This window comes from Streptomyces sp. NBC_00249, from assembly GCF_026342355.1.
Classification (GTDB): domain Bacteria; phylum Actinomycetota; class Actinomycetes; order Streptomycetales; family Streptomycetaceae; genus Streptomyces.
The window spans coordinates 333,574-358,865 of record NZ_JAPEMV010000009.1 but is presented as its reverse complement, the minus strand read 5'-3'; the positions used below and the strand labels follow the sequence as shown (position 1 = coordinate 358,865).

The following is a 25,292-nucleotide window of genomic DNA, read 5'->3' as shown; positions in this document are numbered from 1 at the left end:
CCAGGCGCTCTGCCGTCAGCCCGCCGCGCGGGAGAGCAGGACGACGGCGACGTCGTCGGTGAGCTCGCCGCCGTTGAGGCGGCGGGCCTCGGTGACGGAGGCCTCCAGCAGGCTCTCGCCGCTCAGGCCGTCGTTCAGGTGGCGGTTGATCATCTCGACCATGCCGTCCTGCCCGAGGCGCTCACGGCCCTCGCCGATGCGGCCCTCGATGAGGCCGTCGGTGTACATCATCAGGCTCCAGGTGCCGCCCAGTTCGACCTGGCGGCGGGGCCAGCGGGCCCGGGGCAGCAGCCCGAGCGCCGGACCGCTGTTCTCGTACGGGAGGAGCCGCGCGGGGCGGCCCGGCCGGGATATGAGCGGGGCCGGGTGGCCCGCCAGGCATAGGCCCGCACGGCGGCCGTCCGGGGCGATGTCCACCGTGCACAGGGTCGCGAAGATCTCCTCGCAGGGGCGCTCGACCTCCAGGACCTCCTGGAGGGTGGAGAGCAGGTCGTCCCCGCACAGCCCGGCCAGGGTCAGGGCCCGCCAGGCGATGCGCAGCTCGACGCCGAGGGCCGCTTCGTCGGGGCCGTGGCCGCAGACGTCGCCGATCATGGCGTGGACGGTGCCGTCGGGGGTGCGGACGGTGTCGTAGAAGTCCCCGCCGAGCAGGGCCCGGCTGCGGCCGGGGCGGTAGCGGGCGGCGAACCGCAGGTCGGAGCCCTCCAGGAGCGGGGTGGGGAGCAGGCCGCGTTCGAGACGGGCGTTCTCCTGGGCGCGCAGTTTCGATTCTGCAAGCTTGTACTGGGCGATGTCCGCCCGCTTTCTCTCCACCGCGTAGCGGATGGCGCGGCTCAGCAGCCGGCCGTCGAGCTCGTCGCGGAAGAGGAAGTCCTGCGCGCCCACGCGGACGGCCTCGGCGGCGCGGTCCGCATCGGCCTCGGCGGTGAGGACGAGGACGGCGTGGCGGGGCGCGATACGAAGGACCTCGCGCAGGGTGGCCAGGCCGTCGCCGGAGTCGTCGCCCGCGGCGCCGGGCAGGGACAGGTCGAGCAGCACGCAGTGCACGTCCGGCGTGAGCAGGCGGGCGGCCTCGGTGAGGTTGCGGGCACTGCGCAGCCGGATGCGGTGGTGGCCGTCGGCGTCGAGGATCTCGGGGACGGTGAGGCCGCCCGCGGGGTCCTCGCCGATCACCAGGAGGGTCAGTGACGCGGGGCCGGGCGGCGCGAGGGTGACGGGGGGAACCGCCGGACCGCCCTCCGGGGCGGGGATGTCCCTCTGCCTCGGTACGGGTACGGGCATGGTCTCCGGTTCCTTCCCTCCCCCCGAGGGTGCGCTCATGCGCCCGACCCTAGCGGGCCGGTACGGGCGAGCGGAATGGCTGCCGGGGGAGGGCCGCCGTCATATGCCGTTATCGCGGGGGAAAACCGGGCCGAAGGGATGACCAACGTCACGAGACCTCCACGACCCGTCCCGCCCACCGAGATACCCGCACCTCCACGAGCCGGGCCCGGGCCGGCCCGGGGAGACCGGGCAGCGACCCGCCCCCCCAACCCGCCCGGCCAGGGCTTACGCGTCGGGGCGGACCACGGCCTTGATCGGCATCGAGCCCACGCCCGCCATCGTCACGTTGCGCCCCGGCCGCGGGGCGTGGACCATCGCGCCGTCACCGACGTACATCCCGACATGGCTCGCGTCGTCGAAGTAGATGATCAGATCGCCCGGCCGCATGTCCTTCACCGCGACCTTCGGCAGCAGCCGCAGCTGCTCCTGCGAGGTCCGCGGGATGCCCCGCCCCGCCGCGAGCCACGCCTTGGACGTCAGCCCGGAGCAGTCGAAGGAGTCCGGCCCCACGGCGCCCCAGACGTACGGCTTCCCCATCTGCGCGGTGGCGAACTGCACGGCCCGCTTCCCCGCGTCCGTCGCCGAGCCCTTGACGTCCTTCATCGCGCCCGTCGACAGCCAGGCCGTCTGCGCCCTGTACTGGGCTTCCTGCTCCAGCTGGAGCAGCCGCGCCTTCTCCTCGGCCGCCAGCCTGTTCTCCAGGGCCTCCGCCGCCTTGATCTTGTCCTCGATCTCCTTCTTGGCGGCTTCCTTCTTGACCCGGTTCTCCTCCATCTTCTGCCAGATGGCGCCCGCGTCCTTGGCGTACCGCTCCAAGTCCGTCTGGGTCCGGTTCAGTTCGGACAGCAGGTCCGTGGTGGCCTTCTCGCCCTGCCGCAGCCGGCCCGCCCCGTCGAGGAAGGCGCTCGGGCTGTCGCTCAGGGCCAGCGCCGCGCCCGGCGGCAGTCCGCCCGAGCGGTACTGGGCGCGGGCGGCGGCGCCCGCGCGGTCCTTCAGGCCCGCGATGCGGTCCTGGCCCGCCACCACCAGCTTGGCGATCTCGACGATCCGCTCGCTCTGCGCCTTGGTCTCGCTCTCCGCGAGGTTGTACGCGTCCGTCGCGGAGCCGGCCTGCCGGTAGAGGTCCTCTATCTCCTTGTGGACCTGCTCCAGCGACTTCGCCCCGGGTGCGGCGGCGGCCGGCGGTGCCGGGTCGACGGGGGCCGTCGGAGCCGAGGGCGCGCCCGGAGCGGCGTACGCACTGCCCACCGCGAGCCCGGGGGCCGTCAGTATCGCCATCGCGCACAGCAGTGTCAGCGCGGACACTCCCTGCCGACGAGACGATGCTCGCGACACACGCTTCGCGGTCCCCATGGCTCCCCCAGGCGCCCCGGTCAGAGCCGACATCACTTGACATCAGATCTGACTATTCATCAGTAACTTTGCACTGTCTCCGGGATGGTGCCACGACTCGGTGAATTCCAACACCCTCCGGATGCCGCTCCGATCATGACCGCTCACTCCCCGCCCATCCCTGACGACTCAACGGGCCGCCCCAACCCCCGGTTCCCCACACGGCGACATTCACTCCGCCGGGCGCAACGCCTCCCACCGCACCGTCAGTTCCCCCTGCCGCCACCGCCCCGGCCCGTCCGCGAGCGGCCAGTTCCCCGACAGCGCCCGCGCCGTCCGGATCCACCGCTGCCGCGCCCCGTAGGAGGCGTACGGGGCCGCCGCCGCCCACGCCCGGTCGAAGTCCCGCAGGAACGCGTGCACCGGCTCACCCGGCACGTTCCGGTGGATCAGCGCCTTCGGCAGCCGCTCCGCCAGGTCCGAGGGCCGCTCCAGCGAACCCAGCCGGGTCGCGAACGTCACCGTCCGCGGCCCCTCGGGACCCAGCGCCACCCACACGTGCCGCCGCCCGATCTCGTCGCACGTCCCCTCGACGAGCAGCCCGCCCGGCGCCAGCCGCCCGCACAGCAGCTCCCACACCCGGGCCACCTGCTCCTCGTCGTACTGGCGCAGTACGTTCGCCGCGCGGATCAGCGCCGGGCGCTCCCCGCCGTCCAGCGGCACCTCGAAGCCCCCGTGCCGGAAGGACAGCCCCTCCCGCTCGTACGGCTTGGCCCCCGCCACCCGCGCCGGCTCGATCTCGATGCCGACCACCCGTACGGCGGGCGCCTCCCGCCGCAGCCGCCCCAGCAGCTCCACCGCCGTCCAGGGCGCGGCCCCGTACCCCAGGTCCACCGCCACCGGCGCGTCGGCCCGGCGCAGCGCGGCCCCGTGCGTGGCGGCGATCCAGCGGTCCATGCGGCGCAGCCGGTTCGGGTTCGTGGTCCCGCGCGTCACGGTGCCGACAGGGCGCTTCGGGGGCGGCGGAGTGCTGCGGGAGACCATGGGGGGAGCGTAAGCGGAGCGCCCGCGCCAGATAAAAATCCTGCAAACCGAGAAGGAAATTCCAGTGCCCCGGAATGCGCGGCACGGCCGTCCGGGTTGCACTCCTTGCAGAGCGCCGACCGCGCTCCCGCAGTCATGCCGCCCCACGGCATGAGCGTCCGTCCCGTCCGTGCCCGTCGTCCGAGCCTCGACCGACCGTCGTCCGAGCCCGTCGTCCGAGCGAGAGGAACTGCTCCCTTGAGCCAGTACGTGTCCCGTCTCGGCGGCAGCATCAGCGGCCGCATCGCCGCCGCCCGCGGCACCCGCCACGACCCGCCCCGGCTGCGCCTGCCCGCCGTCGGCCACCACCGCAAGCCTCGCCGCGTGGCCATGCTCAGCGTGCACACCTCACCGCTGCACCAGCCCGGCACCGGCGACGCCGGCGGGATGAACGTCTACATCGTCGAACTCGCCAAACGCCTCGCCGCGATCAACATCGAGGTCGAGATCTTCACCCGCGCGACCACCGGCGGACTGCCGCCCGCCGTCGAGCTCGCGCCCGGCGTCCTCGTACGGCACGTGGACGCGGGCCCCTACGAGGGCCTCGCCAAGGAGGAGCTCCCGGCGCAGCTGTGCGCCTTCACCCACGGAGTCATGCAGGCCTGGGCCGGACACCGCCCCGGCTACTACGACCTCGTCCACTCCCATTACTGGCTCTCCGGCCACGTCGGCTGGCTCGCCGCCGAACGCTGGGGCGTGCCCCTGGTCCACGCCATGCACACCATGGCCAAGGTGAAGAACGCCGCCCTCGCCGAGGGCGACACCCCCGAGCCCGCCGCCCGCGTCATCGGCGAGACCCAGATCGTGGCCGCCGCCGACCGCCTCATCGCGAACACCGCCGAGGAGGCCGACGAACTCGTACGGCACTACGAGGCCGACCCCGGCAAGGTCGCCGTCGTCCACCCCGGCGTGAACCTCGACCGCTTCACCGTCGGCGACGGCCGCGCCGCCGCCCGCGCCCGCCTCGGCCTGCCGCAGGACGCCGTCATCCCGCTCTTCGCGGGCCGCATCCAGCCCCTCAAGGCCCCCGACATCCTGCTGCGCGCCGTCGCCGAGCTCGTCGACCGCGACCCCTCGCTGCGCTCGCGCCTCTTCGTCCCCGTCGTCGGCGGCCCCAGCGGCAGCGGCCTCGCCAAGCCGGAGGGGCTGCAGAAGCTCGCCGCGAAGCTCGGCATCGCCGACCTCGTGCACTTCCACCCGCCGGTCCGCCAGGACGGGCTCGCCGACTGGTTCCGGGCGGCGTCCGTGCTGGTCATGCCGTCCTACAGCGAGTCCTTCGGGCTCGTCGCCCTCGAAGCCCAGGCCACCGGTACGCCGGTGCTGGCCGCCGAGGTGGGCGGACTGCCCGTCGCCGTCAACGACGGCGTGACGGGGATCCTCGTACCCGGGCACGACCCGGTCGACTACGCCCGTGAGCTGCGCCGCTTCGTCGACGACCCCCAGCTGACGGCCCGGCTCGGCGCGCAGGCCGCCCGGCACGCGCAGTTCTTCGGCTGGGACACCGCCGCGAGCGGCACGGCCGACGTGTACACCGCGGCCATGCATGATCACCGCCGTCGCGTACGCTCCCACCATGGCTGACACCGCCGGGACCGCCGGTACCGCCGAGATCGTCGAGAGCGCCCTGAACGGCGCGGAGCTGAGCTGGGAGAGCCCCGCGCCGGGCTCCTACGTCGTCCAGCTGCCCGGCACCCGCAAGCTGAGCACCACCTGCTCGCTCAAGGTCGGCAAGCACTCCCTGTCGGTCAACGCCTTCGTCATCCGCCACCCGGACGAGAACGAGGCCGGCGTCCACCGCTGGCTGCTGGAGCGCAACCTCAAGCTGTACGGGCTGGCGTACGCCGTCGACCAGCTCGGCGACGTCTACCTGACGGCCCGCCTCCCCCTCTCGGTGATCACCCCGGAGGACCTGGACCGCCTGCTCGGCACCGTCCTGGAGGCGGCGGACGGTGCCTTCAACACCCTGCTGGAGCTGGGCTTCGCGAGCGCGATCCGGCGCGAGTACGAATGGCGCGTCTCGCGCGGCGAACCGACCCACAACCTGGACGCCTTCAAACACCTCACCCGCCCGGCCTGACGGGCCCTACGCCGCGTCGGCCCCCGCCGCCGCCACGGGCCGCGCGGCGGCACCGGCATCCACATCGGGCGCCCGGACGGACTCCTTCACGCCCTTCTTCACGGACTCCTGCGCGGACTCCTGCGCGGACTCCTTCACGGACTCCTGCGCGGGCAGCCCCCGCATCAGCACCCAGTACCCGGCCGCCGCCACCGTGCCCAGGACCCCCGTGGCCCCCCAGAGCCAGTCCGCGCCCAGCCGGTCGATGATCAGCCCCGCCATCAGCGGAGCCACCAGCGAGGCCACCGCCCAGGACATCGTGTACATGCCCTGGTAGCGCCCGCGCCCGTGCACCGGCGACAGCCGCACCACCAGCCCCATCTGGATCGGCGAGTTCACGATCTCCGCCAGCGTCCACACGCACACGGTCGCCGCGTACGCCCACAGCGGCCCCGCGAAGGCCGTCATCGCGAACCCGTACCCCGCCAGCAGCGCCGAGACCACCAGCAGCTTGCGCGGGTCCCGGTGCTCGATGAACCGCGTCACCGGGATCTGCAGTACGACGATCAGCACACCGTTCGCCGCGACGGCCAGCCCGTAGTCCGCGGGCGAGAAACCGGCCGCGCCCATCGCCACCGGCAGCCCCACCGAACCCTGCGTGAAGACCAGCGAGATCAGGAACGACAGCCCGACGACGCCCATGAAGCGCCCGTCCCGCAGCACGGTCCCCAGCCCGATCTCCGCCCCGGCCGCCGCACCCGCCGCCGTGTCGTCCTTCGCCGGCCGCGACTCCGGCAGCTTCACGAACACCAGCACCGCGCAGACCAGCGTGAGCGCCGCCTCGCCCAGGAAGCCGGCCAGGTAGCTGTACTCCGCCACCAGCCCCGCCACCGTCGCGCTGATCGCGAAGCCCAGGTTGATGGCCCAGTAGTTGAGCGCGAAGGCCCGTACGCGGTCCTCCGGGCGGACGATGTCCGCCATCATCGCCGAGACCGCCGGGCGTGAGGCGTTCGAGGCCATACCGACCAGCAGCGCCACGGCCGCGATCGCCGCCGGGTGCTCCATGAACCCGAGCAGCGCCACCGACAGGGAGGTGGACACGTTCGCCGCGAGCAGCGTCGGGCGCCGCCCCAGCCGGTCCGTCATCACGCCCGCCACCAGCGAGGACACCACACCGCCGAGCCCGTGCAGGGCGACCACCAGCCCCGCGAAGGAGGCCGAGTAGCCCCGGTCGAGGGTCAGGTACAAGGTCATGAACGTGGCGACGAAGGCCCCGAGCCGGTTGACGAGCGTGCTCGCCCACAGCCACCAGAAGGCACGCGGAAGACCCGACACGCTCTCCCGCGCGGCCCGTCTCAGACTCTCAACGGACATAAGGAATCCCCCCGGCGGTGTAAGCGTCTCTTCAACCCCCCGCACGTTACGAGTGGACGTCCCGGCCCGCCAGCCAATTGACGCGGACCGTCAATCCGAGCCCCCCGGGACCGTCCCAGGACCGCGCGCGGGTGCCCCGACGCGTCCATTAGGCTCGTACGCATGGCCGACGCACCGTACAAGCTGATCCTCCTCCGCCACGGCGAGAGCGAGTGGAACGCGAAGAACCTGTTCACCGGCTGGGTGGACGTCAATCTCAACGAGAAGGGCGAGAAGGAGGCAGTCCGCGGTGGCGAACTCCTGAAGGACGCCGACCTCCTCCCCGACGTGGTCCACACGTCCCTCCAGAAGCGTGCGATCCGCACCTCCCAGCTCGCGCTGGAGGCCGCCGACCGCCACTGGATCCCCGTCCACCGTTCCTGGCGCCTGAACGAGCGCCACTACGGCGCCCTCCAGGGCAAGGACAAGGCCCAGACCCTCGCCGAGTTCGGCGAGGAGCAGTTCATGCTGTGGCGCCGCTCCTACGACACCCCGCCGCCGGCCCTCGAGGACGGCACGGAGTTCTCGCAGTCCGAGGACCCGCGCTACGCGACCATCCCGCCGGAGCTGCGCCCGCGCACGGAGTGCCTCAAGGACGTCGTCGTCCGCATGCTCCCGTACTGGTACGACGCGATCGTCCCGGACCTCCTCTCGGGCCGCACCGTCCTGGTCGCCGCGCACGGCAACTCCCTGCGCGCCCTGGTCAAGCACCTGGACGGCATCTCCGACGCCGACATCGCGGGCCTGAACATCCCGACCGGCATCCCCCTCGCCTACGAGCTGGACGCCGACTTCAAGCCCCTCAACCCGGGCGGCACCTACCTCGACCCGACGGCCGCAGCGGCCGCCATCGAAGCCGTCAAGAACCAGGGCAAGAAGAAGTAAGAAAAGCGATCATGCCCCTGACCTGCGCACACGGCGCAGATCGGGGGCATTCGTTTGTCTTCGCTCGCGGCCTTGATGCTCTGGAGAGGGGTGCTGAGTCGCTCCGCCGTTCGGCCGTACTGGGATAACGGGAGCGTCGACGGTCGGCATTAATGGGAGACCACCGCCGCCGCACATGCTCAGGGAGCGTGGTTCTCCCTGCCCCTCTGCTGACCAGTACCGCCTCACCCGCCGGCACGGCGGCACCCTGCCCCAGGGAAACCGGCAACACCCGCGGAGCCGCGACGGACCGCAAGCCGTGCGGGTCCCGGCGGGGCGGCGCATGGTGGAGGGGTGACCCCCGACAGCAGCAAGGGTGTCGCCCGCCCGACGAGACGGTCGAAGCTCGTCTGGACCGGCGTCGTACTCATGGTTCTGGGTTTCTGCGCACTGGCCGCGCTCACCTTCGCCACCGTGTCCGGGAGAGGCCCGTCCGGAGAGCAGGTGGTGTCCACCGCCAGCGCCACCGCCACCGCCAGCGCCAGCGCCACCGCACTGCCTCCCCCTCCTCCCGCCCCCTCGGCGTCGGCATCTCCTTCGGACAGTCGGCCACCGGCCTCCGAGGAGCCCGAGCCGGGTCTTACCGGAACGCCCACCAGGCCTGGTGCGCTTCCCGTTCTCCCGACGGACGGACCCGGGTTGCCGACCCTGGCCGAGGGGTCACCCGGCGCCGCCGTGACCGAGACGGCGACGGTGACGGTGGGCCCGACGGTGACGGTGACCGAGAAGACGACCGAGAGGATCACGAGCGTGGCCAAGGAGGGCGGAGGAGGCAGGTTCGAGTTGATGCTCGCCCTCGCCGCGCTGATCACGGCGCTGTCCGGCGCGACCGCCACCGCGTCCGGGATACGGAAGGACCGCCGGCGGTCCAGGTCCAGGCGGTAGCCGTCCCGGCAGAGCGGCACGACGAAGGGCCCCGTCCGTGGCGGACGGGGCCCTTCGGGTTGCGGCGCGGGTCAGCCGCCGCACTGGCACGGTGCGCCCGACTGGCAGCCGCAGCCGCAGCCCGAGCCGCAGCCGCAGGCCGCGAGCAGTGGCAGGCGCAGGGGCTCCGGACGGGACGACGGCTGCTGGTCCTGCTCCGGTGTGATCGGGACGGGGGAATCGGGCATGGATCCTCCTCGTAGGCGGCGTACGGGGCGTCGCACGGCGGACCGCCCTCGCCCTCATTCATGCCCAGCCGCACCGGCGCGTCAACGGCGCATTGGGGCTCGCCCCGCTGACGGCCGCCGGGAGGCCCTCAGATGCCGTCGACCTGCGTCGGCTGCTGCAGCTCGTCCGCGTGCTCACCCGTCACCAGGTACACCACGCGCTTCGCGACCGACACCGCGTGGTCCGCGAACCGCTCGTAGTAGCGGCCCAGCAGGGTCACGTCGACGGCCGTCTCGATGCCGTGCTTCCAGCGGTCGTCCATCAGGTGCTGGAACAGCGTGCGGTGCAGCTGGTCCATCTCGTCGTCGTCCTGCTCCAGTTGGAGCGCCAGGTCGACGTCCTTCGTGATGATGACCTCGGCGGCCTTCGCCATCAGCCGCTGCGCCAGCTGCCCCATCTCCAGGATGGTGGCGTGCAGGTCGCGCGGGACGGCGGTGTCCGGGAAACGCAGCCGCGCGAGCTTCGCGACGTGCTGCGCCAGGTCGCCGGAGCGCTCCAGGTCGGCGCTCATCCGCAGTGAGGTCACCACGATGCGCAGGTCGGTCGCGACCGGCTGCTGGCGGGCCAGCAGCGCGATGGCACGGGCCTCCAGGTCGTGCTGGAGGTCGTCGACCTTCTGGTCCGCCGCGATGACGCTCTCGGCGAGCTTCAGGTCGGCGTCCAGCATGGAGGTGGTGGCCCGCCCGATCGCGGAACCTACGAGCCGGGCCATCTCGACCAGGCTTTCTCCGATCGAGTCCAGTTCCTCGTGGTACGCGTCGCGCATGGGTGTCCCTCTCTTACCGCTCTTACTGCCTGCTCGCCTGCTGCGTGGCCTCTTGCCCCACGTTTACACGTTCGGACGCCAACGCGTCCGACTCCGGCACCACAAATGAATCAACCCCGTCGACAGGGTGAACTCTGGGCGACGAGTGTTCGAGCTGCCACCCGAACGGCTGTGGAAGTGTCGTCCCACCTGCTTAACCTGGATCCATGGACGTGAACGCGGCGGTCGCCGCAGCTGCAGCGATCGCCGGTCTTTGCACCGGTGTGATCGCGATGCTGGCGTTCCGCTGGAGCGAGCGCGACCAAGCCCGCCCCACCCGGAGCTCCATGCGCCCCGACATCAACGCGGTGCTCCCACCAGGAGTGGACACCGTCCTCTCCGTACTCCGCTCCTCCGCCGTGGTCCTCGACGAGGGCGACGCGGTCGTCAAGGCCAGCTCGGCGGCGTACGCCCTCGGCCTGGTCCGCGGCGGCAAGCTCGCCGTGGAGCCGATGCTCCACATGGCGCGCGACACCCGCCGCGACGGAGAGATACGCCAGATCGAGCTGGACCTGCCCCGGCGCGGCACCGGCCGCGGCGAGGCCCTCGCGGTCTCCGCCCGCGTCGCCCCGCTCGGCTCCCGGCTGGTGCTCCTGCTCGTCGAGGACCTCACCGAGGCCCGCCGCATCGAGGCGGTGCGCCGCGACTTCGTCGCGAACGTGTCGCACGAGCTGAAGACCCCCGTCGGAGCGATCTCCCTGCTCTCCGAGGCGGTCATGGACGCCAGCGACGACCCCGAAGCGGTCAGCCGCTTCGCGGGCCGCATGCAGATCGAGTCCACCCGCCTGATCAACCTCGTACAGGAACTCATCGACCTCTCCCGGGTACAGAACGACGACCCGCTGGAGGACGCCGAGCCCGTACGGGTGGACACGCTGGTGGCCGAAGCCATCGACCGCTGCCGCCACACGGCCACCTCCAAGCAGATCACCATGGCCGCCGGCGGCACCGCCGACCTGCGGGTCTGGGGCAACCGCGGCCAGCTGGCGGCGGCCCTCGGCAACCTCGTCGAGAACGCCGTCAACTACAGTCCGGCCCGCACCCGCGTCGGCATCGCCGCGCGCCGGGTGACCGCCCCCGGTGGAGACTTGATCGAGGTGGCGGTGACCGACCAGGGCATCGGCATCCCGGAGAAGGACCGCGAGCGCATCTTCGAGCGCTTCTACCGTGTGGATCCGGCCCGCTCCCGTGCCACGGGCGGAACCGGACTGGGCCTTGCGATCGTGAAGCACGTGGCAGCCTCGCACGGCGGGGAGGTGTCGGTATGGAGCTCCGAGGGCCAGGGCTCCACCTTCACCCTGCGCCTGCCCGAGGCGGCCGCACCGGCCCCGGCCCCGGCGCCGGACCCCGCAACCGCCCGACCCCTGCTCGAAACAGAACCAGTCATCCCTGCCCCGGAGGTCCTTCCGTGACCCGAGTGCTCGTCGTCGAGGATGAGGAATCCTTCAGCGACGCCCTGTCCTACATGCTCCGCAAGGAAGGCTTCGAGGTCGCGATCGCCGCGACGGGGCCCGACGGGCTCGACGAGTTCGAGCGCAACGGCGCCGACCTCGTCCTCCTGGACCTGATGCTGCCCGGCCTGCCGGGCACCGAGGTCTGCCGGCAGCTGCGCGGCCGTTCCAACGTCCCCGTGATCATGGTGACCGCCAAGGACAGCGAGATCGACAAGGTCGTCGGTCTGGAGATAGGAGCGGATGACTACGTCACCAAGCCCTTCTCCTCCCGCGAGCTGGTCGCCCGCATCCGCGCGGTCCTGCGCCGCCGCGGCGAGCCGGAAGAGGTCACCCCGGCGGCCCTGGAGGCCGGCCCCGTACGGATGGACGTCGACCGGCACGTGGTGACGGTCGCCGGCGCCAAGGTGGACCTCCCGCTGAAGGAGTTCGACCTGCTGGAGATGCTGCTGCGCAACGCGGGCCGCGTGCTGACCCGCATGCAGCTGATCGACCGGGTCTGGGGCGCGGACTACGTCGGCGACACCAAGACCCTCGACGTCCACGTCAAGCGCCTCCGCGCCAAGATCGAGCCGGACCCGGGCGCGCCGCGCTACCTGGTGACGGTCCGCGGCCTGGGCTACAAGTTCGAGCCGTAAACCGCGCGCTTACGCGTGAGCAAGAGGAAGGGCCCCCAGCCGCAGTGGCTGGGGGCCCTTCCTCGTGCTCTGTTACGCCGCTACCCGCGTCAGTGGCCGGCGGCGTGCGAGGCGGAGCCCGAGGGGCTGCCGGACGGGGTGCCCGAGGCGGCCGCGCCCGAGGGGCTGCCGGACGGGCTGCCCGAGGGAGAGCCGGACGGCGAGCCGGAGGCGGAGCCCGACGGGGCGGCGGCCGGGGCCGGGGCGGCGGGGGCCGCGGTCGGGCCGAAGCCCGCGTACATGCCGGTGGCCGGGACCACGAAGGCGTCCAGCGCCACGTCGCCGGTGCTGCTCAGCTGGAAGACGGCCTTCTGGACGTCGCCGTCCTTGACGGCCTCGCTGCCGCCCTCGACGACGGCGGAGGCGTTGCCCTTGCCGCCCAGGACCACGGAGCCGCCCGGCAGGACGATGATCTTGCCGGAGCCCTCGGCGGCCTTCAGGACGACCTTGGACTTGCCACCCTTGAGGGTGATCCCGTCCAGCGTCTGAGGCTTGGTGCCGGTGTTGAAGACGGTCGCCGAGACGACGGCCCCGCCCTTCTTGCCCTTCTCGCCCTGGGTGATCACCAGTACGTTCTGGACCTTGATGTCGCCCTTGGTGACGGCGGCGTTGTCCGGCTTGATCTCGAGAGTCTGCGCGTCGTTGCCCGCGCCGCACGCGGCGAGCGAGGCGATCGAGAACACGACGGCGGTAGCGGCGAGGGCGCCGCGTCGAAGGCTGCGGCTCACGGCTGCGGCAACTCCTAGGACGTACGGACGGGCGGGTGGTCTCTCGGGACGGCCGAGGTAAAGCCGCCCTAAGGGTGTGTCAGCGCGCTTAGGTTACCGAGCCGCCGCCCCGCCCCCGCACCCGACCCTCCGCAGCGCACGCACCGTGCTGTGCCGGTCCCGCGATCTCGCATTCCATATCGAGCGCCGGCCCGCCCCGTGATCAATTACCGGATTCCGCCGAACGCCACCCGTGATCGACTTCGCGATCGAGTTCGTGATCGCTGTGGTGATCGGTGTCGTGATCAATTCGGGATTGGGCCGGAACCGCTCCGTACGAGTGCCCGCCAGTCGAACGGAGTACTTCGGTTTCCGCCCCAAGAAAGCGGCAAAACGGGACGTACGTCACGCTCATGGGCTCCTCCGTCAGGTGTAACGTGGTCGTTTCGCCCGGTCCGCACAGCGCCTCCGACCTGCGAATACCCCCCTCCGGAAGCCCTTCGCAGCACGTTCGTGTCGCTGTTGTCAAGCCCCGAGATGTGCCCTGACCTGCGAAAACGCCATTCATAACAGTCCGTTCTCGTGTTACCCTGGATAGCCACGGAAGGGGTACCTGTCACATGACGTTCAAGGTTGGCGACACCGTGGTCTATCCCCATCACGGGGCCGCGCTGATCGAGGCCATTGAGACTCGCCAGATCAAAGGCGTGGACAAGACCTACTTGGTGCTCAAGGTTGCCCAGGGTGACCTGACGGTTCGTGTACCTGCGGACAATGCAGAGTTCGTCGGTGTTCGCGACGTAGTCGGCCAGGACGGGCTGGACCGGGTCTTCGAGGTGCTCCGCGCACCGTACGCAGAAGAGCCGACGAACTGGTCCCGGCGCTACAAGGCAAATCTGGAGAAGCTCGCTTCTGGCGATGTCATCAAGGTCGCCGAAGTGGTGCGTGACCTGTGGCGTCGTGAGCGTGAGCGCGGGCTTTCCGCGGGCGAGAAGCGCATGCTCGCGAAGGCGCGCCAGATCCTGGTGAGCGAGCTCGCGCTCGCCGAAAACACCAACGAGGACAAGGCTGAGGCCCTCCTCGACGAGGTTCTCGCGTCCTGACGCGTCGACCCGTTCACAGTGTGCCGCGGTGCCCGATGACAAGCCCTCTCCTCCACGAGAGGGCTGTTGCCGGGCGCTGCGGCATGTCTGCTTCCCGCCGTGTTCCCTGCGGCCCCACACCCGCCGCTACGCCTGTTCCCGCTGCTGAGCCGCCTGCTCGTGCTCGGTTCCGCGATCGTACGCAGCGCCGTACGCGTTGTTCTTCTTCTGGCGTGCCGGGTCCGGGCAGCCTGCTCGTCCAGTCGTCACGGAAGGGGCGAGGGGCGTCGCACCCGGCACCCTTCAGGCCATACCCATGTCGGCCGAAGTCACAAACCTGGCTCGGAGCTAACTAGTGATGTCTGACGAATCGCGCCCCCACCGCACCGCCGCGGTGATCCCGGCCGCCGGCCGCGGGGTACGCCTCGGCCCCGGCGCGCCCAAGGCCCTGCGCAGCATCGGCGGGACGCCGATGCTGATCCACGCCGTCCGGGCCATGGCCCGTTCCCGCGCCGTGTCCCTCGTCGTGGTGGTCGCCCCGTCCGACGGCGCGGCCGAGGTGCGCCACCTGCTGGACGAGCACGCGCTGCCCGACCGCACCGAGATCGTGGTCGTGCCCGGCGGGGACACCCGCCAGGAGTCCGTACGGGCCGGCCTGGACGCCCTCCCGGCGGACATCACCTCCGTACTGATCCACGACGCGGCCCGCCCCCTGGTGCCCGTCGACACCGTGGACTCCGTCGTGGAGGCCGTCCGCGACGGCGCGCCCGCCGTGGTCCCCGCCCTGCCGCTGGCCGACACCGTCAAGGAGGTCGAGCCCGGCCGGCCCGGCGAGCCCGAGCCGGTCGTCGCCACGCCCGAGCGGGCCCGGCTGCGCGCCGTGCAGACCCCGCAGGGCTTCGACCTCGCCACCCTGCTCAGCGCGCACGAGGCCATCGCCGTCGCCGGCGAGGGGGCCACCGACGACGCCGGGATGGTGGAGAGGACCGGGGTCACCGTCATGGTGGTCCCCGGCCACGAGGAGGCCTTCAAGGTCACCCGCCCGCTCGACCTGGTCCTCGCCGAGGCCGTACTCGCCCGCAGGAGGGCCACCGATGCGTACTAGCTCCGCAGGTTTCGAGGGGTCCGCCGGGGCCGGCACCGGTTCCGCGGCCGGAGCCGTCGCCCGCTCCGCCGCGGGTGACGCCGGGCTGGCCGCTGCCGCGGGTCCCGTCATCCCGCTCGTCGGGATCGGCACCGACGTGCACGCCTTCGAGACCGGCCGCGAGCTGTGGTGCGCCGGGCTGCTGTGGGAGGGGGAGGACGGCCTCGCCGGCCACTCCGACGGTGACGTCGCCGCCCACGCCGCCTGCGACGCCCTCTTCTCCGCCGCCGGCGTCGGCGACCTCGGCGCGCACTTCGGCACCTCCCGCCCCGAGTGGTCCGGCGCCGCCGGGGTCACCCTGCTGGCGGAGGCCGCCCGCATCGTCCGCGCCGAGGGCTTCGAGATCGGCAACATCGCGATCCAGGTGATCGGCGTACGCCCGAAGATCGGCAAACGGCGCGAGGAAGCGCAGAAGGCGCTCGCGGCGGCGGCGGGCGCCCCCGTCTCCGTCTCCGGCACCACCACCGACGGCCTGGGCCTCACCGGCCGCGCCGAGGGCCTCGCGGCCATCGCCACCGCCCTCGTCTACCGGACGAACCCGGCCTGATCCCTCGTAGCCGCCGTACATCTTCGGCAACAAAGGTGCCCCGGGTCCCCAAAGGGTCGCGGGGCACTGCTACAGGACCACTACCCTGGATGCCGTGACTATTCGCCTGTACGACACCAGCGCCCGGCAGATCCGTGACTTCACCCCGCTCGTCCCGGGCTGCGTCTCGATCTACCTGTGTGGCGCCACGGTGCAGGCCGCCCCGCACATCGGGCACATCCGGTCCGGCCTCAACTTCGACATGATGCGCCGCTGGTTCACCTACCGGGGCTACGACGTCACCTTCATCCGCAACGTCACGGACATCGACGACAAGATCATCCGCAAGGGCGGCGAGCAGAACCGCCCCTGGTGGTCCATCGGCTACGAGAACGAGCGGGCCTTCAACGACGGCTACACCGCCCTCGGCTGCCTCCCGCCCACCTACGAGCCCCGCGCCACCGGTCACGTCCCCGAGATGATCGAGATGATGCGCGGCCTCATCGAGCGCGGCCACGCCTACGAGGCCGACGGCAGCGTCTACTTCGACGTGCGCTCGTACCCCGGCTACCTCCAGCTCTCCAACCAGGAGCTCGACAACCTCCAGCAGCCCACCGAGGAAGGCATCTCCGGCAAGCGCGACCCCCGCGACTTCGCCATGTGGAAGGCCTCCAAGCCCGGCGAGCCCGACTGGGAGACCCCCTGGGGCCGCGGCCGTCCCGGCTGGCACCTCGAATGCTCCGCCATGGCGCACAAGTACCTCGGCGAGGCCTTCGACATCCACGGCGGCGGCCTGGACCTGATCTTCCCGCACCACGAGAACGAGATCGCCCAGGCCAAGGCCTTCGGCGACGCGTTCGCCGCGTACTGGGTGCACAACGCCTGGGTCACCATGTCCGGCGAGAAGATGTCGAAGTCGCTGGGCAATTCGGTGCTCGTCTCCGAGATGGTCAAGCAGTGGCGTCCGATCGTGCTGCGCTACTACCTCGGCACCCCGCACTACCGGTCGATGATCGAGTACAGCGAGGACGCCCTGCGCGAGGCGGAGTCCGCCTTCGCCCGCATCGAGGGCTTCTACCAGCGCGTCATCGAGAAGGCGGGCGGGCCGGTCGAGGCCGCCGCCGAGGTGCCGCCGGCCTTCGCGGAGGCGATGGACGACGACCTGGGCGTCCCGCAGGCGCTCGCCATCGTCCACACCACCGTCCGGCAGGGCAACAGCGCGCTGGCCGCCGACGACAAGGACGCGGCGATCGCGCGCCTGTCGGAGGTACGGGCCATGCTGGAGGTCCTGGGCCTGGACCCGCTCGACCCGCACTGGGCCGGCGAGGCCGACCGCGGCGCCGAGCTGCACGGGGCCGTCGACACGCTCGTCCGCCTGGTCCTGGAGCAGCGCGAGTCCGCCCGCTCCCGCAAGGACTGGGCGACCGCCGACGCCATCCGCGACCAGCTCCAGCAGTCGGGCCTGGTCATCGAGGACAGCCCGACCGGTCCGCGCTGGACGCTCGGCCCGCGCTGAGCCCGGCCAGCCCCTCCAGTGGTGCCGCCCGGCTCTCCGGGCGGCACACTCTTCATACGTACATATCGCAGGATCAACGAAACAGGTAGAGGTCATGGCCGGGAACAGCCAGCGCAGGAACCGCCGCACGTCCAACAAGAAGGGCGCCACGGTCGGCAGCGGTGGCCAGCGGCGCAAGGGCCTGGAGGGCAAGGGCCCCACGCCCAAGGCCGAGGACCGCAAGAAGCACAAGGCGAACCGCATCGCGGGCGCCATGGCCCGCCAGGCCGCCAAGCGCCGCCCCGCCCCCCGCCGCGGCGGCCCCAAGGGCACCAGCGAGATGGTCGTCGGCCGCAACCCGGTCTTCGAGGCGCTGCGCGACGGCGTCCCCGCCACCACCCTCTACGTCCAGCAGTTCATCGACAACGACGAGCGCGTCCGCGAGGCCCTCCAGCTCGCCGCCGAGCGCGGCAACATCAACCTGATGGAAGCCCCGCGCCCCGAGCTCGACCGGATGACCAACGGGCTCAACCACCAGGGCATGGTCCTCCAGGTCCCGCCCTACGAGTACGCGCACCCGGAGGACCTCACCGCCGCCGCGTACGACAACGGCGAGGACCCCCTCATCGTCGCCCTCGACGGGGTCACCGACCCGCGCAACCTCGGCGCGATCGTCCGCTCCGTCTCCGCCTTCGGCGGCCACGGCGTGGTCATCCCCGAGCGCCGCGCCGCCGGCATGACCGCCGGCGCCTGGAAGACCTCGGCCGGCACCGCCGCCCGCACCCCGGTCTCCCGCGTCACCAACCTGACCCGCGCCCTCCAGGACTACAAGAAGGCCGGCATCACCATCGTCGGCCTCGCCGCCGAGGGCACGCACACGGTCAACGACCTCGCCGAGCTGGCCGGCCCGGTCGTCATCGTCGTCGGCTCCGAGGGCAAGGGCCTCGGCCGTCTCGTCGGCGAGAACTGCGACTACCTCGTGCGCATCCCGATGCCGGGCGGCGCCGAGTCCCTCAACGCCGGTGTCGCCGCGGGCGTCGTCCTCTACGAGGCCGCCCGCCGCCGCGCCGACGCCGGCCGCGCCTGACCTGCCGGTCCGACCGGCCCCACCAGGCCGGTCGCTTGATCCACCTGGCCCACGGGAAGTGACCCGTGAGCGTGTCGCCCCGCCCTTTCCGGGCGGGGCGACTTGATCTTGACGGGTCTCGGACAGATCCCTGCTGTCAAGGCAGTGTCCTAAACACTCATCACTCGGTTAGATGAGTGTGGACACCAGAACGTCAGGGTTCGACGACCAGCCCGCGCTGAGCATGGTCAAGGTGCCGTGCGACCCCGCACAGGTCATCGTCAACCACGCCAGCTTCCGCGTGCGGCTCGCACCGAGCCCGAGCGCGCGTTCCAAGCCCGCGAACGCCCCCGGGCGTGCGCCCGTCCTCGGCGCCGCCGTGGTCGCCGCGGCCGGAGCCACCCGCCGCAGAGCCCCCGTCGTCTGGAGCGGCAAATCCGCCCCCGGTGACGCCGCGGGCACCGGCGGCCTCCTCCAGGCCGTACGCGAGGCCGGGCGCGGCCACGACGAGTACGACGGCGGCGCCACCCAGACCATCCCCCGGGTCGACCTGGCCCACGACCTCGCCGACGACACCCTCGCCACCCCCACCGTCATCGGCCAGCGCAACTACGGCGCCCCGGACGAGACCCGCCCGCTGGCCCCCGTACGGGACCTGCCGCGCGAGCAGTACGGCGCCCACGACCCCTACGAGTACGGGGACGGCGACGGGCCCGCCGCCGACTCCCGGCGCGGCGCCCCCGAATCCCGCGGCCAGGCCTCCTACTACCCCGGCCGCCGGATGAACCTCGGCGTCGTCCTGCTCCCGCTGCGCGTCTTCCTCGGCTTCATCTGCATCTACGCCGGCATGGGCAAGCTGTGCGACCCCGTCTACTTCGACGGCGGCGAACGCGGCTCCATGGTCACCTGGCTCCAGACCCTGCACCCCTGGGCCCTGGCCGAACCGCTGCGCGACTTCGCGCTCGCGCACCCTGTGGGAGCCGGCCTCAGCGTCGCCTTCCTCCAGGTCATCGTCGGCGTCCTGACGGTCTTCGGCCTGTGGCAGCGGTTCGCCGCCTGCATCGGGGCCCTGCTGTCCGCCGCGCTCCTCATGACGGTGAGCTGGAAGACCGTCCCCGCCTACGACGCCCCCGACATCATCTACCTGGCCGCCTGGAGCCCGCTGATCATCGCGGGCGCCCCCGTCTACTCCCTCGACGGACGCCTCGCCGGCGAGGCCTGGCGCACGCTCGGCCCCCGCACCGAGATCTGGCGGCTGCGCCGCCGCGTCCTGCGGCGCGGGGCCGTCATGGCCACCGTCGTGTGCGGACTCACCCTCCTCATCGGCTCCCTCCTCGGCGGGGCCGTCCGCTCCAGCACCGTCGTCACCGTCCCCGGGCCCGGAGAGGCCCCGAGCAACTACCTGCCCGGCAGCCCGCTCCCGAAGACCCCCTCCGGCGAGCAGCCCGCCGCCCCGGCCAAGCAGCAGCCCTCGAAGCAGAGCGCGCCCTCGGCGCAGCCCTCCGCCTCCCCGACGAAGACCGCCCGCACCGGGAGCGGCACCACCGCCAAGGAGAGCGCCGGGACCGGCTCCGGGGCGCCCACCGCCACCAAGGGCAGCGGCAGCGGCCAGAGCACGCGCAGCACCGCGCCGAAGCAGTCCGGTGCGCAGCAGGCGCCTTCGTCCCCGTCGGGCCGTACGGCCGGCGGCGACACCCCGACCAAGAAGCCCGGCCTGGTCGGCGGCCTCCTGGGCTGAACCGCCCGTACGTGACGCGGGGCCCGGCGCGCGAGGAGCGCGCCGGGCCCTTCGGCGTACCGGGGCACGGGGAGACGTACGGGCGGTGTCCGCGAGGCCTCAGGCGGCGTTCTGCGCGGCCAACTCCCGCGCCGCCTCGGTGAGGTCCTTCGCGGTGTCGATCGCCCGCCAGTAGGCCCCCTGGGGCAGCGGATAGCCCGCCAGCCGGCGCTCACGGGCCAGGTGCGGGAACGTGGTGCGCTCGTGGTCCCCCAAGTCGGGGAGCAGCGAGGCGAATTCGGGAGCGAAGACGTACACCCCGGCATTGACCGGGTACGGCGACTGCGGGGCCTCGATGAAGTCCATGACCTGACCGAACTCGTTGACCTCCACCACCCCCCACGGGATCCGCGGCCGGGCCAGCGCCAGCGTCGCCGTCGCCCCCCGCTCCTCGTGGAAGGCCGCCATCTCGCGCAGCGGGAAACGGGTCCACACGTCCCCGTTCGTCGCGTACCAGGGCCGGTCCCCGTGCGGCAGGTGCCGGGCCGCGTACTTGAGGCCGCCACCGCGGCCCAGCGGCTCGTCCTCGACGACCGTGGTCACGCGCAACGGCAACGGCGTCCGCGCCAGCCACTCCTGGAGCACCTCGGCGAGGTGCCCGCAGGAGACGACGGCGTCGGTGACCCCTTCGGCGGCCAGCCAGGCCAGTTGGTGCCCGATGATCGGCAGCCCCGTCCCCGGGACCTCGACCATCGGCTTGGGCCGGTCGTCCGTGTACGGACGCAGCCGCGAACCCTGGCCGCCCGCCAGGACGACCGCCTGGGTGGGTGAGGCCGGGAACGCGGCCGCGTGATCGGTGGACTGGGGTGGAACGGGGGGGACTTCGGTCATGTCCGTCAGCGTAGGGACGGCCCCTGCCCCGGCGGGGGCAGGCGCGACGGGCTTCAGCCCATCGAGGCCACGCCGGACGCGTACGAGGTGTCGCACACGGGGCGGGAGAAGGACTGGGCCTTCGTGGGACCGTAGGCGTCGACGGCGGCCCGGCCCAGGGCGCGCGCGATGCCCACGCAGTGCTCGGCGAGCGAAGGCCGCCGGTCCACCTCCTGCTGGAGGTGGGTGAGGACAGCGCCCGGCGCCTCGCCCTGCTGGAGCTCGCTCAGCAGCTTGTCGCGCAGCAGGTCCTGCGTGGCACGCGGCTTCGCGGGGACGGAGACGTCCTCGGCGGAGGCGGTGAGGATCTGGGAGGGCGTGTTGTCCGCCCAGGGGACCATGGTGACCGCGAGGGTCCCGGACAGGACCAGGACGACGGGCAGGACCAGGGCGAGGGAACGGCCGATACGGCGGGCAGTGTGGGTCACGAGGGCGAGAGTAGCGCTCGGTGAAGATTTGGCGACATTTAGTCACCCGGTCGGGGGATGGTTCGACGTGGCTTTTCGAATTAAGGGTTGACGGGTGCGGCCGAATGGCCCGGTCTGGCGGGGTTTCGCGCGGGGGTTGGGACACGGCCGGCGCCGTGCCCGCCGCAACTGCCGCAGAAGGGGCGCCCCTTGGGCGGGACGCCCCTTCTGTCGCTGTGCGACCGGTCAGTTGGAGAGGCGCAGGCCCGTCGCCGTCGAGAACACGTGGATCTCGTCGGCGCGCGGCACCACGTGCAGGGTCGAGCCCTTCTCGGGAACCTGGCGGCCGCCCACGCGCACCACGATGTCCTTCGCCTTCTCGGCGCCGACCGCCGCACTGCCGTAGACGTAGCCGTCCGCGCCCAGTTCCTCGACGACGTTCACGGTGATGGTCAGGCCGCCGGTGTCACCGATGTCGAAGTGCTCCGGGCGCACGCCGACCGTCACGGTCCGCTCGCCGGCGTCGGCCGCGGCCGACAGCGCCTCGCGGGGCACCGGGACCACGCTGTCGCCGAACTTCACGCCGCCGTCGGTGATCGGGACCTCGACGAGGTTCATCGCGGGGGAGCCGATGAACCCGGCGACGAAGAGGTTCGCCGGACGGTCGTACATGTTGCGCGGGGTGTCCACCTGCTGGAGCAGACCGTCCTTGAGGACCGCGACGCGGTCGCCCATGGTCATGGCCTCGACCTGGTCGTGGGTGACGTAGACCGTGGTGATCCCGAGGTCGCGCTGGAGGGCGGCGATCTGGGTACGGGTGGAGACGCGGAGCTTGGCGTCGAGGTTCGACAGCGGCTCGTCCATGAGGAAGACCTGCGGCTTGCGCACGATCGCGCGGCCCATCGCGACGCGCTGGCGCTGGCCGCCGGAGAGCGCCTTCGGCTTGCGGTCGAGGTAGGTCGTCAGGTCGAGCATCTTGGCCGCCTCCTCCACCTTGCGGCGGATGGTGGCCTTGTCCTCACCGGCGATCTTGAGCGCGAAGCCCATGTTGTCGGCGACCGTCATGTGCGGGTACAGCGCGTAGTTCTGGAACACCATCGCGATGTCCCGGTCCTTGGGCGGCAGGTGCGTGACGTCGCGGTCGCCGATGCGGATGGCACCGCCGTTGACGTCCTCCAGGCCCGCGAGCATGCGCAGGGAGGTGGACTTGCCGCAGCCGGAGGGGCCGACGAGGACGAGGAACTCGCCGTCCTCGATCTCCAGCTCCAGCTGGTCGACGGCGGGCTTGTCGCCGCCCGGGTAGAGGCGGGTCGCCTTGTCGAAGGTGACAGAAGCCATGGTGATGAATCCCTTCTACCGGCAGGAACGTGCCGGACGATCCGAGTGGAAGGTCTAGTCCAGTAACCGGACTCCGCCCGACGCTACCTCGCCGGAGCGCTCCTGTCAGCACCCGGCGGCCGCGGTTAACGTGATGGCCCCGGGAATCGGCTGCTGTGTAGAGTGATGGCGGTTCCACGCGCCGTGGTGCGGTGGGTGGGTCGTGCCTCCTTAGCTCAGTCCGGCCAGAGCAACGCACTTGTAATGCGTAGGTCGTCGGTTCGAATCCGACAGGGGGCCCCATCCCAGGTCAGAGGCTTGTTGGCCGAGGGGATTCGTACAGAAGCGGAAGGCCCCGGGCGGTTGCCCGGGGCCTTTTTCGTGTGGTCAGGAGCGGCCCGAGATGCGGTTGGCCAGGCGGGCCAGGGGGGTTGTCTGCGGGGTGTGGGTCGTCGATTCGTGGCGGTCCGCCTCGCGGTAGGCGGCGTAGAGGGCGTGGACGCCGAGCCAGCGGAAGGGTTCCGGCTCCCAGCGGCGGACGCGGTGGTGGACCCAGGGGAGGGTGGTCAGCTCCGAGGGTTCGCCCAGGACCAGGTCGCGCAGGGTGCGGGCCGCGAGGTTGGCGGTGGCGACGCCCGAGCCGACGTAGCCGCCGGCCCAGCCCAGGCCCGTGGTGGCGTCCAGGGTGACGGTGGCGCACCAGTCGCGGGGGACGCCGAGGACGCCCGACCAGGCGTGGGTGATCTCCGTGCCCGTGAGGGCGGGGAAGAAGGAGGTCAGGAGGGCCGTGAGGGACGCGATGGTGGCGGGCTGGGTGCGGCCGTCGTTGTCGGTGCGGGAGCCGAAGCGGTACGGGACGCCGCGGCCGCCGATCGCGATGCGGTCGTCGGCGGTGCGCTGGGCGTACATGTAGGCGTGGGCCATGTCCCCGAGGAGCTGGGAGTCCGACCAGTTCAGGGACTCCCAGGCCGATGCGGGGAGGGGGGCCGTCACGATCATCGAGGAGTTCATCGGGAGCCAGGTGCGCTTCTGGCCCTTGAGGGCGGCGGTGAAGCCCTCGGTGCAGCGCAGGACGTACGGGGCGCGGACGGTGCCGTACGGGGTGACGGCCCGGCGCGGGGCGATTTCGGTGACGGGGGTCGACTCGTGGACGACGACGCCGAGGCGTTCGCAGGCGGCGGCCAGGCCGCGCAGCAGCTTGAGGGGGTGGACGCGGGCGCCGTGCGGGGTCCAGCTGGAGCCGACCGCGTCGGCGATGTCGATGCGGGCGCGGGTGTCGGTGGCGTCGTACAGCTCGCGGCCGGTCTCGCCGAAGGAGAGCTCGGCGGCGTGGAAGGCCTTGAGGCGGGTGAGCTGGGCGGGGGTGCGGGCGACTTCGAGGACTCCGCCGTGGTGGATGTCGGCGTCGATGCGTTCGGCGGCGGCGACGTCGATGACCTCGGTGACGGTGTCGTTCATGGCGTGCTGGAGGCGCAGGGCGGCCTGGTGGCCGTGGAGGGCGGCGTAGCGGTCGCGGCCGGCGATGCCGTTGTAGAGCCAGCCGCCGTTGCGGCCGGAGGCGCCGTAGCCGCAGAACTTCTGCTCCAGGACGGTGACGCGGAGGTCGGGGGCGGCGCGCTTGAGGTAGTAGGCCGTCCACAGGCCGGTGTAGCCGCCGCCGACGATGACGACGTCGGCCGTGGCGTCGCCGGTGAGGGGGGCTCGGGGTGGCTGGGGGGCTGCGGTGTCGGTCGCGTACCAGAAGGAGATACCGCCGTTGATCGTCATGGGGGAGTTGGTACACGGGGTGCGGGAGGGGAGTCCAGGGGCGGGGTGTCGTGTTTCGGGGCTCGTTTCCAGGCCTTTTGGCCGATGTGGGGGTGGTGGGGGCTTCGTAGGGTGGCGCGGGGGGTTTGTGGCTTTTTGTGGAGAGGTGTCGGGTGATGGTGGGCATACGGAGGCGGGCGCGCGCGGGGCGTGTCGTCGCGGCGGTGGTGGCCGCGGCGCTGCTGGGTGCGGCGGCGACGGGCTGCGGGGGCGGTGAGGAGAAGGCCGCCGGGGCCGACGTGGTGCGGACCAGTCCGATCGCGGAGCGGCTGGCGAAGCTGCCCGCCGTCGTCGACGGGGCGAAGGTGGTGGTGGGGAACGCGGGGGCGCCGCGCACCGTGCAGGTGCTCGTGGACCCGCACTGCGGGTACTGCGCGAAGTTCGAGGCGGCCGGCGGGCAGGCGCTGCTCGAGCTGGCGGGGGAGGGCAAGGTCAGGGTCGAGTACCTGCTGGCGTCGTTCCTGGACCGGGGCGGGGCGAGCGGCTCCGTACGGGCGGTGAACGCGCTGCGGGCGTCGGTGGACGCGGGGAAGTTCGCCGAGTACCAGGCGGCGGTCTTCGCGAGCCGGCCGAAGGGCGCCTTCACCGACGAACTGCTGCTGCGGATCGCGGACCGGGTGCCGGGGCTGCGCGGTGCGGACTTCGACCGGGCGGTGGCGGACGGGACGTACGAGGAGTGGGTCGGCGAGGCGGAGCAGGGCTTCGAGGCGACGGGGATGCGGGGGACGCCGGCGGTGCTGGTGGACGGGAAGCCGGTGGGGACGAAGGACGGGTCGATGTTCGACGCGGCCGCGTTCGCGGGGACTTTGAAGGCGGTCGGGGTGGGGGTGTAGGCCGTCCCTTGCGGATGTCGCCGGGCGGCGCGGGTCGGGCGGGATC

General features: G+C 72.1%; 24 protein-coding genes and 1 tRNA gene. 14 read left to right on the top strand and 11 right to left on the bottom strand.

What is annotated here, in order from left to right; translation table 11 throughout:
- Positions 1-15 precede the first annotated feature (15 nt).
- The 3 genes from OOK31_RS33560 to OOK31_RS33550 form a co-directional block, all read right to left on the bottom strand.
- A complete protein-coding gene (locus tag OOK31_RS33560; protein ID WP_267091169.1) occupies positions 16-1,320 on the bottom strand; it encodes a PP2C family protein-serine/threonine phosphatase in 1,305 nt (434 codons plus the stop codon).
- A 228-nt stretch (positions 1,321-1,548) separates the two neighbouring features.
- Positions 1,549-2,676 carry an NlpC/P60 family protein gene (locus tag OOK31_RS33555; protein WP_267091168.1) on the bottom strand — a complete coding sequence of 376 codons (1,128 nt, stop codon included), beginning with the start codon at positions 2,674-2,676 and terminating at the stop codon, positions 1,549-1,551.
- A gap of 210 nt (positions 2,677-2,886) precedes the next feature.
- Positions 2,887-3,699, bottom strand: coding sequence for a class I SAM-dependent methyltransferase (locus tag OOK31_RS33550; RefSeq protein WP_267091167.1), 813 nt, complete (start codon positions 3,697-3,699; stop codon positions 2,887-2,889).
- A 321-nt stretch (positions 3,700-4,020) separates the two neighbouring features.
- On the opposite strand from OOK31_RS33550, the gene mshA reads away from it, so the two are divergent.
- Both mshA and OOK31_RS33540 read left to right on the top strand, forming a co-directional pair.
- Positions 4,021-5,319, top strand: a complete 1,299-nt coding sequence (gene mshA, locus OOK31_RS33545; protein WP_267091239.1) for a D-inositol-3-phosphate glycosyltransferase — start codon at positions 4,021-4,023, stop codon at positions 5,317-5,319.
- A complete protein-coding gene (locus OOK31_RS33540; RefSeq protein WP_267091166.1) occupies positions 5,312-5,815 on the top strand; it encodes a YbjN domain-containing protein in 504 nt (167 codons plus the stop codon). The genes mshA and OOK31_RS33540 overlap by 8 nt, the downstream gene beginning before the upstream one ends.
- Before the next feature lie 6 nt (positions 5,816-5,821).
- On the opposite strand, the gene OOK31_RS33535 is transcribed toward OOK31_RS33540, so the two are convergent.
- Complete coding sequence (locus tag OOK31_RS33535) at positions 5,822-7,168, bottom strand: MFS transporter (protein WP_267091165.1); 1,347 nt, start codon at positions 7,166-7,168, stop codon at positions 5,822-5,824.
- Positions 7,169-7,330: 162 nt separating this feature from the next.
- Here OOK31_RS33535 and OOK31_RS33530 point away from each other — a divergent pair, with 162 nt between their 5' ends.
- On the top strand, positions 7,331-8,092 hold the full coding sequence (locus OOK31_RS33530; RefSeq protein ID WP_267091164.1) for a phosphoglyceromutase: 762 nt from the start codon (positions 7,331-7,333) through the stop codon (positions 8,090-8,092).
- 678 nt (positions 8,093-8,770) lie between these two features.
- Positions 8,771-9,016 carry a hypothetical protein gene (locus OOK31_RS33525; protein ID WP_267091163.1) on the top strand — a complete coding sequence of 82 codons (246 nt, stop codon included), beginning with the start codon at positions 8,771-8,773 and terminating at the stop codon, positions 9,014-9,016.
- 71 nt (positions 9,017-9,087) lie between these two features.
- Here OOK31_RS33525 and OOK31_RS33520 read toward each other — a convergent pair whose 3' ends face one another.
- Positions 9,088-9,243: a hypothetical protein gene (locus OOK31_RS33520; protein WP_266840676.1), complete on the bottom strand. Its 156-nt coding sequence runs from the start codon at positions 9,241-9,243 to the stop codon at positions 9,088-9,090.
- Between the two features lie 128 nt (positions 9,244-9,371).
- Positions 9,372-10,049 (bottom strand): phosphate signaling complex protein PhoU, encoded by a 678-nt coding sequence (phoU, locus tag OOK31_RS33515; protein ID WP_267091162.1) that lies wholly within the window; start codon positions 10,047-10,049, stop codon positions 9,372-9,374.
- Between the two features lie 206 nt (positions 10,050-10,255).
- Between phoU and OOK31_RS33510 the strand changes: the two genes are divergently transcribed.
- Positions 10,256-11,500, top strand: a complete 1,245-nt coding sequence (locus tag OOK31_RS33510; RefSeq protein ID WP_267091161.1) for a cell wall metabolism sensor histidine kinase WalK — start codon at positions 10,256-10,258, stop codon at positions 11,498-11,500.
- Positions 11,497-12,177, top strand: coding sequence for a response regulator transcription factor (locus OOK31_RS33505; protein WP_007265514.1), 681 nt, complete (start codon positions 11,497-11,499; stop codon positions 12,175-12,177). The genes OOK31_RS33510 and OOK31_RS33505 overlap by 4 nt, the downstream gene beginning before the upstream one ends.
- A gap of 89 nt (positions 12,178-12,266) precedes the next feature.
- Here OOK31_RS33505 and OOK31_RS33500 read toward each other — a convergent pair whose 3' ends face one another.
- Entirely contained in the window at positions 12,267-12,944 is a 678-nt protein-coding gene (locus OOK31_RS33500; protein ID WP_267091160.1) for a DUF461 domain-containing protein, read from the bottom strand.
- 599 nt (positions 12,945-13,543) lie between these two features.
- Between OOK31_RS33500 and OOK31_RS33495 the strand changes: the two genes are divergently transcribed.
- The 6 genes from OOK31_RS33495 to OOK31_RS33470 all read left to right on the top strand — a co-directional run bounded on the left by OOK31_RS33495 (position 13,544) and on the right by OOK31_RS33470 (position 19,974).
- The gene (locus tag OOK31_RS33495) at positions 13,544-14,026 is read left to right on the top strand and encodes a CarD family transcriptional regulator (RefSeq protein WP_003953493.1); all 483 of its coding nucleotides are present in this window, start codon (positions 13,544-13,546) and stop codon (positions 14,024-14,026) included.
- 337 nt (positions 14,027-14,363) lie between these two features.
- Positions 14,364-15,110 carry a 2-C-methyl-D-erythritol 4-phosphate cytidylyltransferase gene (ispD, locus tag OOK31_RS33490; protein WP_267091159.1) on the top strand — a complete coding sequence of 249 codons (747 nt, stop codon included), beginning with the start codon at positions 14,364-14,366 and terminating at the stop codon, positions 15,108-15,110.
- Complete coding sequence (gene ispF, locus OOK31_RS33485) at positions 15,100-15,696, top strand: 2-C-methyl-D-erythritol 2,4-cyclodiphosphate synthase (RefSeq protein ID WP_267091158.1); 597 nt, start codon at positions 15,100-15,102, stop codon at positions 15,694-15,696. Before ispD ends, ispF begins: the two co-directional genes overlap by 11 nt.
- Before the next feature lie 94 nt (positions 15,697-15,790).
- Positions 15,791-17,191: a cysteine--tRNA ligase gene (gene cysS / locus OOK31_RS33480; protein ID WP_267091157.1), complete on the top strand. Its 1,401-nt coding sequence runs from the start codon at positions 15,791-15,793 to the stop codon at positions 17,189-17,191.
- 94 nt (positions 17,192-17,285) lie between these two features.
- Positions 17,286-18,257, top strand: coding sequence for a 23S rRNA (guanosine(2251)-2'-O)-methyltransferase RlmB (gene rlmB, locus OOK31_RS33475; protein ID WP_267091156.1), 972 nt, complete (start codon positions 17,286-17,288; stop codon positions 18,255-18,257).
- A 172-nt stretch (positions 18,258-18,429) separates the two neighbouring features.
- Positions 18,430-19,974, top strand: a complete 1,545-nt coding sequence (locus tag OOK31_RS33470; protein WP_267091155.1) for a DoxX family protein — start codon at positions 18,430-18,432, stop codon at positions 19,972-19,974.
- 99 nt (positions 19,975-20,073) lie between these two features.
- Here the strand turns inward: OOK31_RS33470 and OOK31_RS33465 are convergent, their stop codons facing one another.
- The 3 genes from OOK31_RS33465 to OOK31_RS33455 form a co-directional block, all read right to left on the bottom strand.
- Positions 20,074-20,844, bottom strand: a complete 771-nt coding sequence (locus tag OOK31_RS33465; protein ID WP_267091154.1) for a nucleotidyltransferase family protein — start codon at positions 20,842-20,844, stop codon at positions 20,074-20,076.
- A 53-nt stretch (positions 20,845-20,897) separates the two neighbouring features.
- The gene (locus OOK31_RS33460) at positions 20,898-21,311 is read right to left on the bottom strand and encodes a hypothetical protein (RefSeq protein WP_267091153.1); all 414 of its coding nucleotides are present in this window, start codon (positions 21,309-21,311) and stop codon (positions 20,898-20,900) included.
- 225 nt (positions 21,312-21,536) lie between these two features.
- Positions 21,537-22,628, bottom strand: a complete 1,092-nt coding sequence (locus tag OOK31_RS33455; RefSeq protein WP_267091152.1) for an ABC transporter ATP-binding protein — start codon at positions 22,626-22,628, stop codon at positions 21,537-21,539.
- Positions 22,629-22,832: 204 nt separating this feature from the next.
- Between OOK31_RS33455 and OOK31_RS33450 the strand changes: the two genes are divergently transcribed.
- Positions 22,833-22,910: transfer RNA gene (locus OOK31_RS33450), tRNA-Thr, on the top strand.
- A gap of 84 nt (positions 22,911-22,994) precedes the next feature.
- Here OOK31_RS33450 and OOK31_RS33445 read toward each other — a convergent pair.
- The gene (locus tag OOK31_RS33445) at positions 22,995-24,374 is read right to left on the bottom strand and encodes an FAD-binding oxidoreductase (protein WP_267091151.1); all 1,380 of its coding nucleotides are present in this window, start codon (positions 24,372-24,374) and stop codon (positions 22,995-22,997) included.
- Positions 24,375-24,529: 155 nt separating this feature from the next.
- Between OOK31_RS33445 and OOK31_RS33440 the strand changes: the two genes are divergently transcribed.
- Positions 24,530-25,246: a thioredoxin domain-containing protein gene (locus tag OOK31_RS33440; RefSeq protein ID WP_267091150.1), complete on the top strand. Its 717-nt coding sequence runs from the start codon at positions 24,530-24,532 to the stop codon at positions 25,244-25,246.
- Positions 25,247-25,292 lie beyond the last annotated feature (46 nt).

Coding starts and splice junctions, on each gene's coding strand:
- OOK31_RS33560 (WP_267091169.1), bottom strand. CDS start 1,320: ATGAGCGCACCCTCGGGGGGAGGGAAGGAACCGGAGACCATGCCCGTA.
- OOK31_RS33555 (WP_267091168.1), bottom strand. CDS start 2,676: ATGGGGACCGCGAAGCGTGTGTCGCGAGCATCGTCTCGTCGGCAGGGA.
- OOK31_RS33550 (WP_267091167.1), bottom strand. CDS start 3,699: ATGGTCTCCCGCAGCACTCCGCCGCCCCCGAAGCGCCCTGTCGGCACC.
- OOK31_RS33540 (WP_267091166.1), top strand. CDS start 5,312: ATGGCTGACACCGCCGGGACCGCCGGTACCGCCGAGATCGTCGAGAGC.
- OOK31_RS33535 (WP_267091165.1), bottom strand. CDS start 7,168: ATGTCCGTTGAGAGTCTGAGACGGGCCGCGCGGGAGAGCGTGTCGGGT.
- OOK31_RS33530 (WP_267091164.1), top strand. CDS start 7,331: ATGGCCGACGCACCGTACAAGCTGATCCTCCTCCGCCACGGCGAGAGC.
- OOK31_RS33520 (WP_266840676.1), bottom strand. CDS start 9,243: ATGCCCGATTCCCCCGTCCCGATCACACCGGAGCAGGACCAGCAGCCG.
- phoU (WP_267091162.1), bottom strand. CDS start 10,049: ATGCGCGACGCGTACCACGAGGAACTGGACTCGATCGGAGAAAGCCTG.
- OOK31_RS33510 (WP_267091161.1), top strand. CDS start 10,256: ATGGACGTGAACGCGGCGGTCGCCGCAGCTGCAGCGATCGCCGGTCTT.
- OOK31_RS33495 (WP_003953493.1), top strand. CDS start 13,544: ATGACGTTCAAGGTTGGCGACACCGTGGTCTATCCCCATCACGGGGCC.
- ispD (WP_267091159.1), top strand. CDS start 14,364: ATGTCTGACGAATCGCGCCCCCACCGCACCGCCGCGGTGATCCCGGCC.
- ispF (WP_267091158.1), top strand. CDS start 15,100: ATGCGTACTAGCTCCGCAGGTTTCGAGGGGTCCGCCGGGGCCGGCACC.
- rlmB (WP_267091156.1), top strand. CDS start 17,286: ATGGCCGGGAACAGCCAGCGCAGGAACCGCCGCACGTCCAACAAGAAG.
- OOK31_RS33470 (WP_267091155.1), top strand. CDS start 18,430: ATGAGTGTGGACACCAGAACGTCAGGGTTCGACGACCAGCCCGCGCTG.
- OOK31_RS33465 (WP_267091154.1), bottom strand. CDS start 20,844: ATGACCGAAGTCCCCCCCGTTCCACCCCAGTCCACCGATCACGCGGCC.
- OOK31_RS33455 (WP_267091152.1), bottom strand. CDS start 22,628: ATGGCTTCTGTCACCTTCGACAAGGCGACCCGCCTCTACCCGGGCGGC.
- OOK31_RS33445 (WP_267091151.1), bottom strand. CDS start 24,374: ATGACGATCAACGGCGGTATCTCCTTCTGGTACGCGACCGACACCGCA.
- OOK31_RS33440 (WP_267091150.1), top strand. CDS start 24,530: ATGGTGGGCATACGGAGGCGGGCGCGCGCGGGGCGTGTCGTCGCGGCG.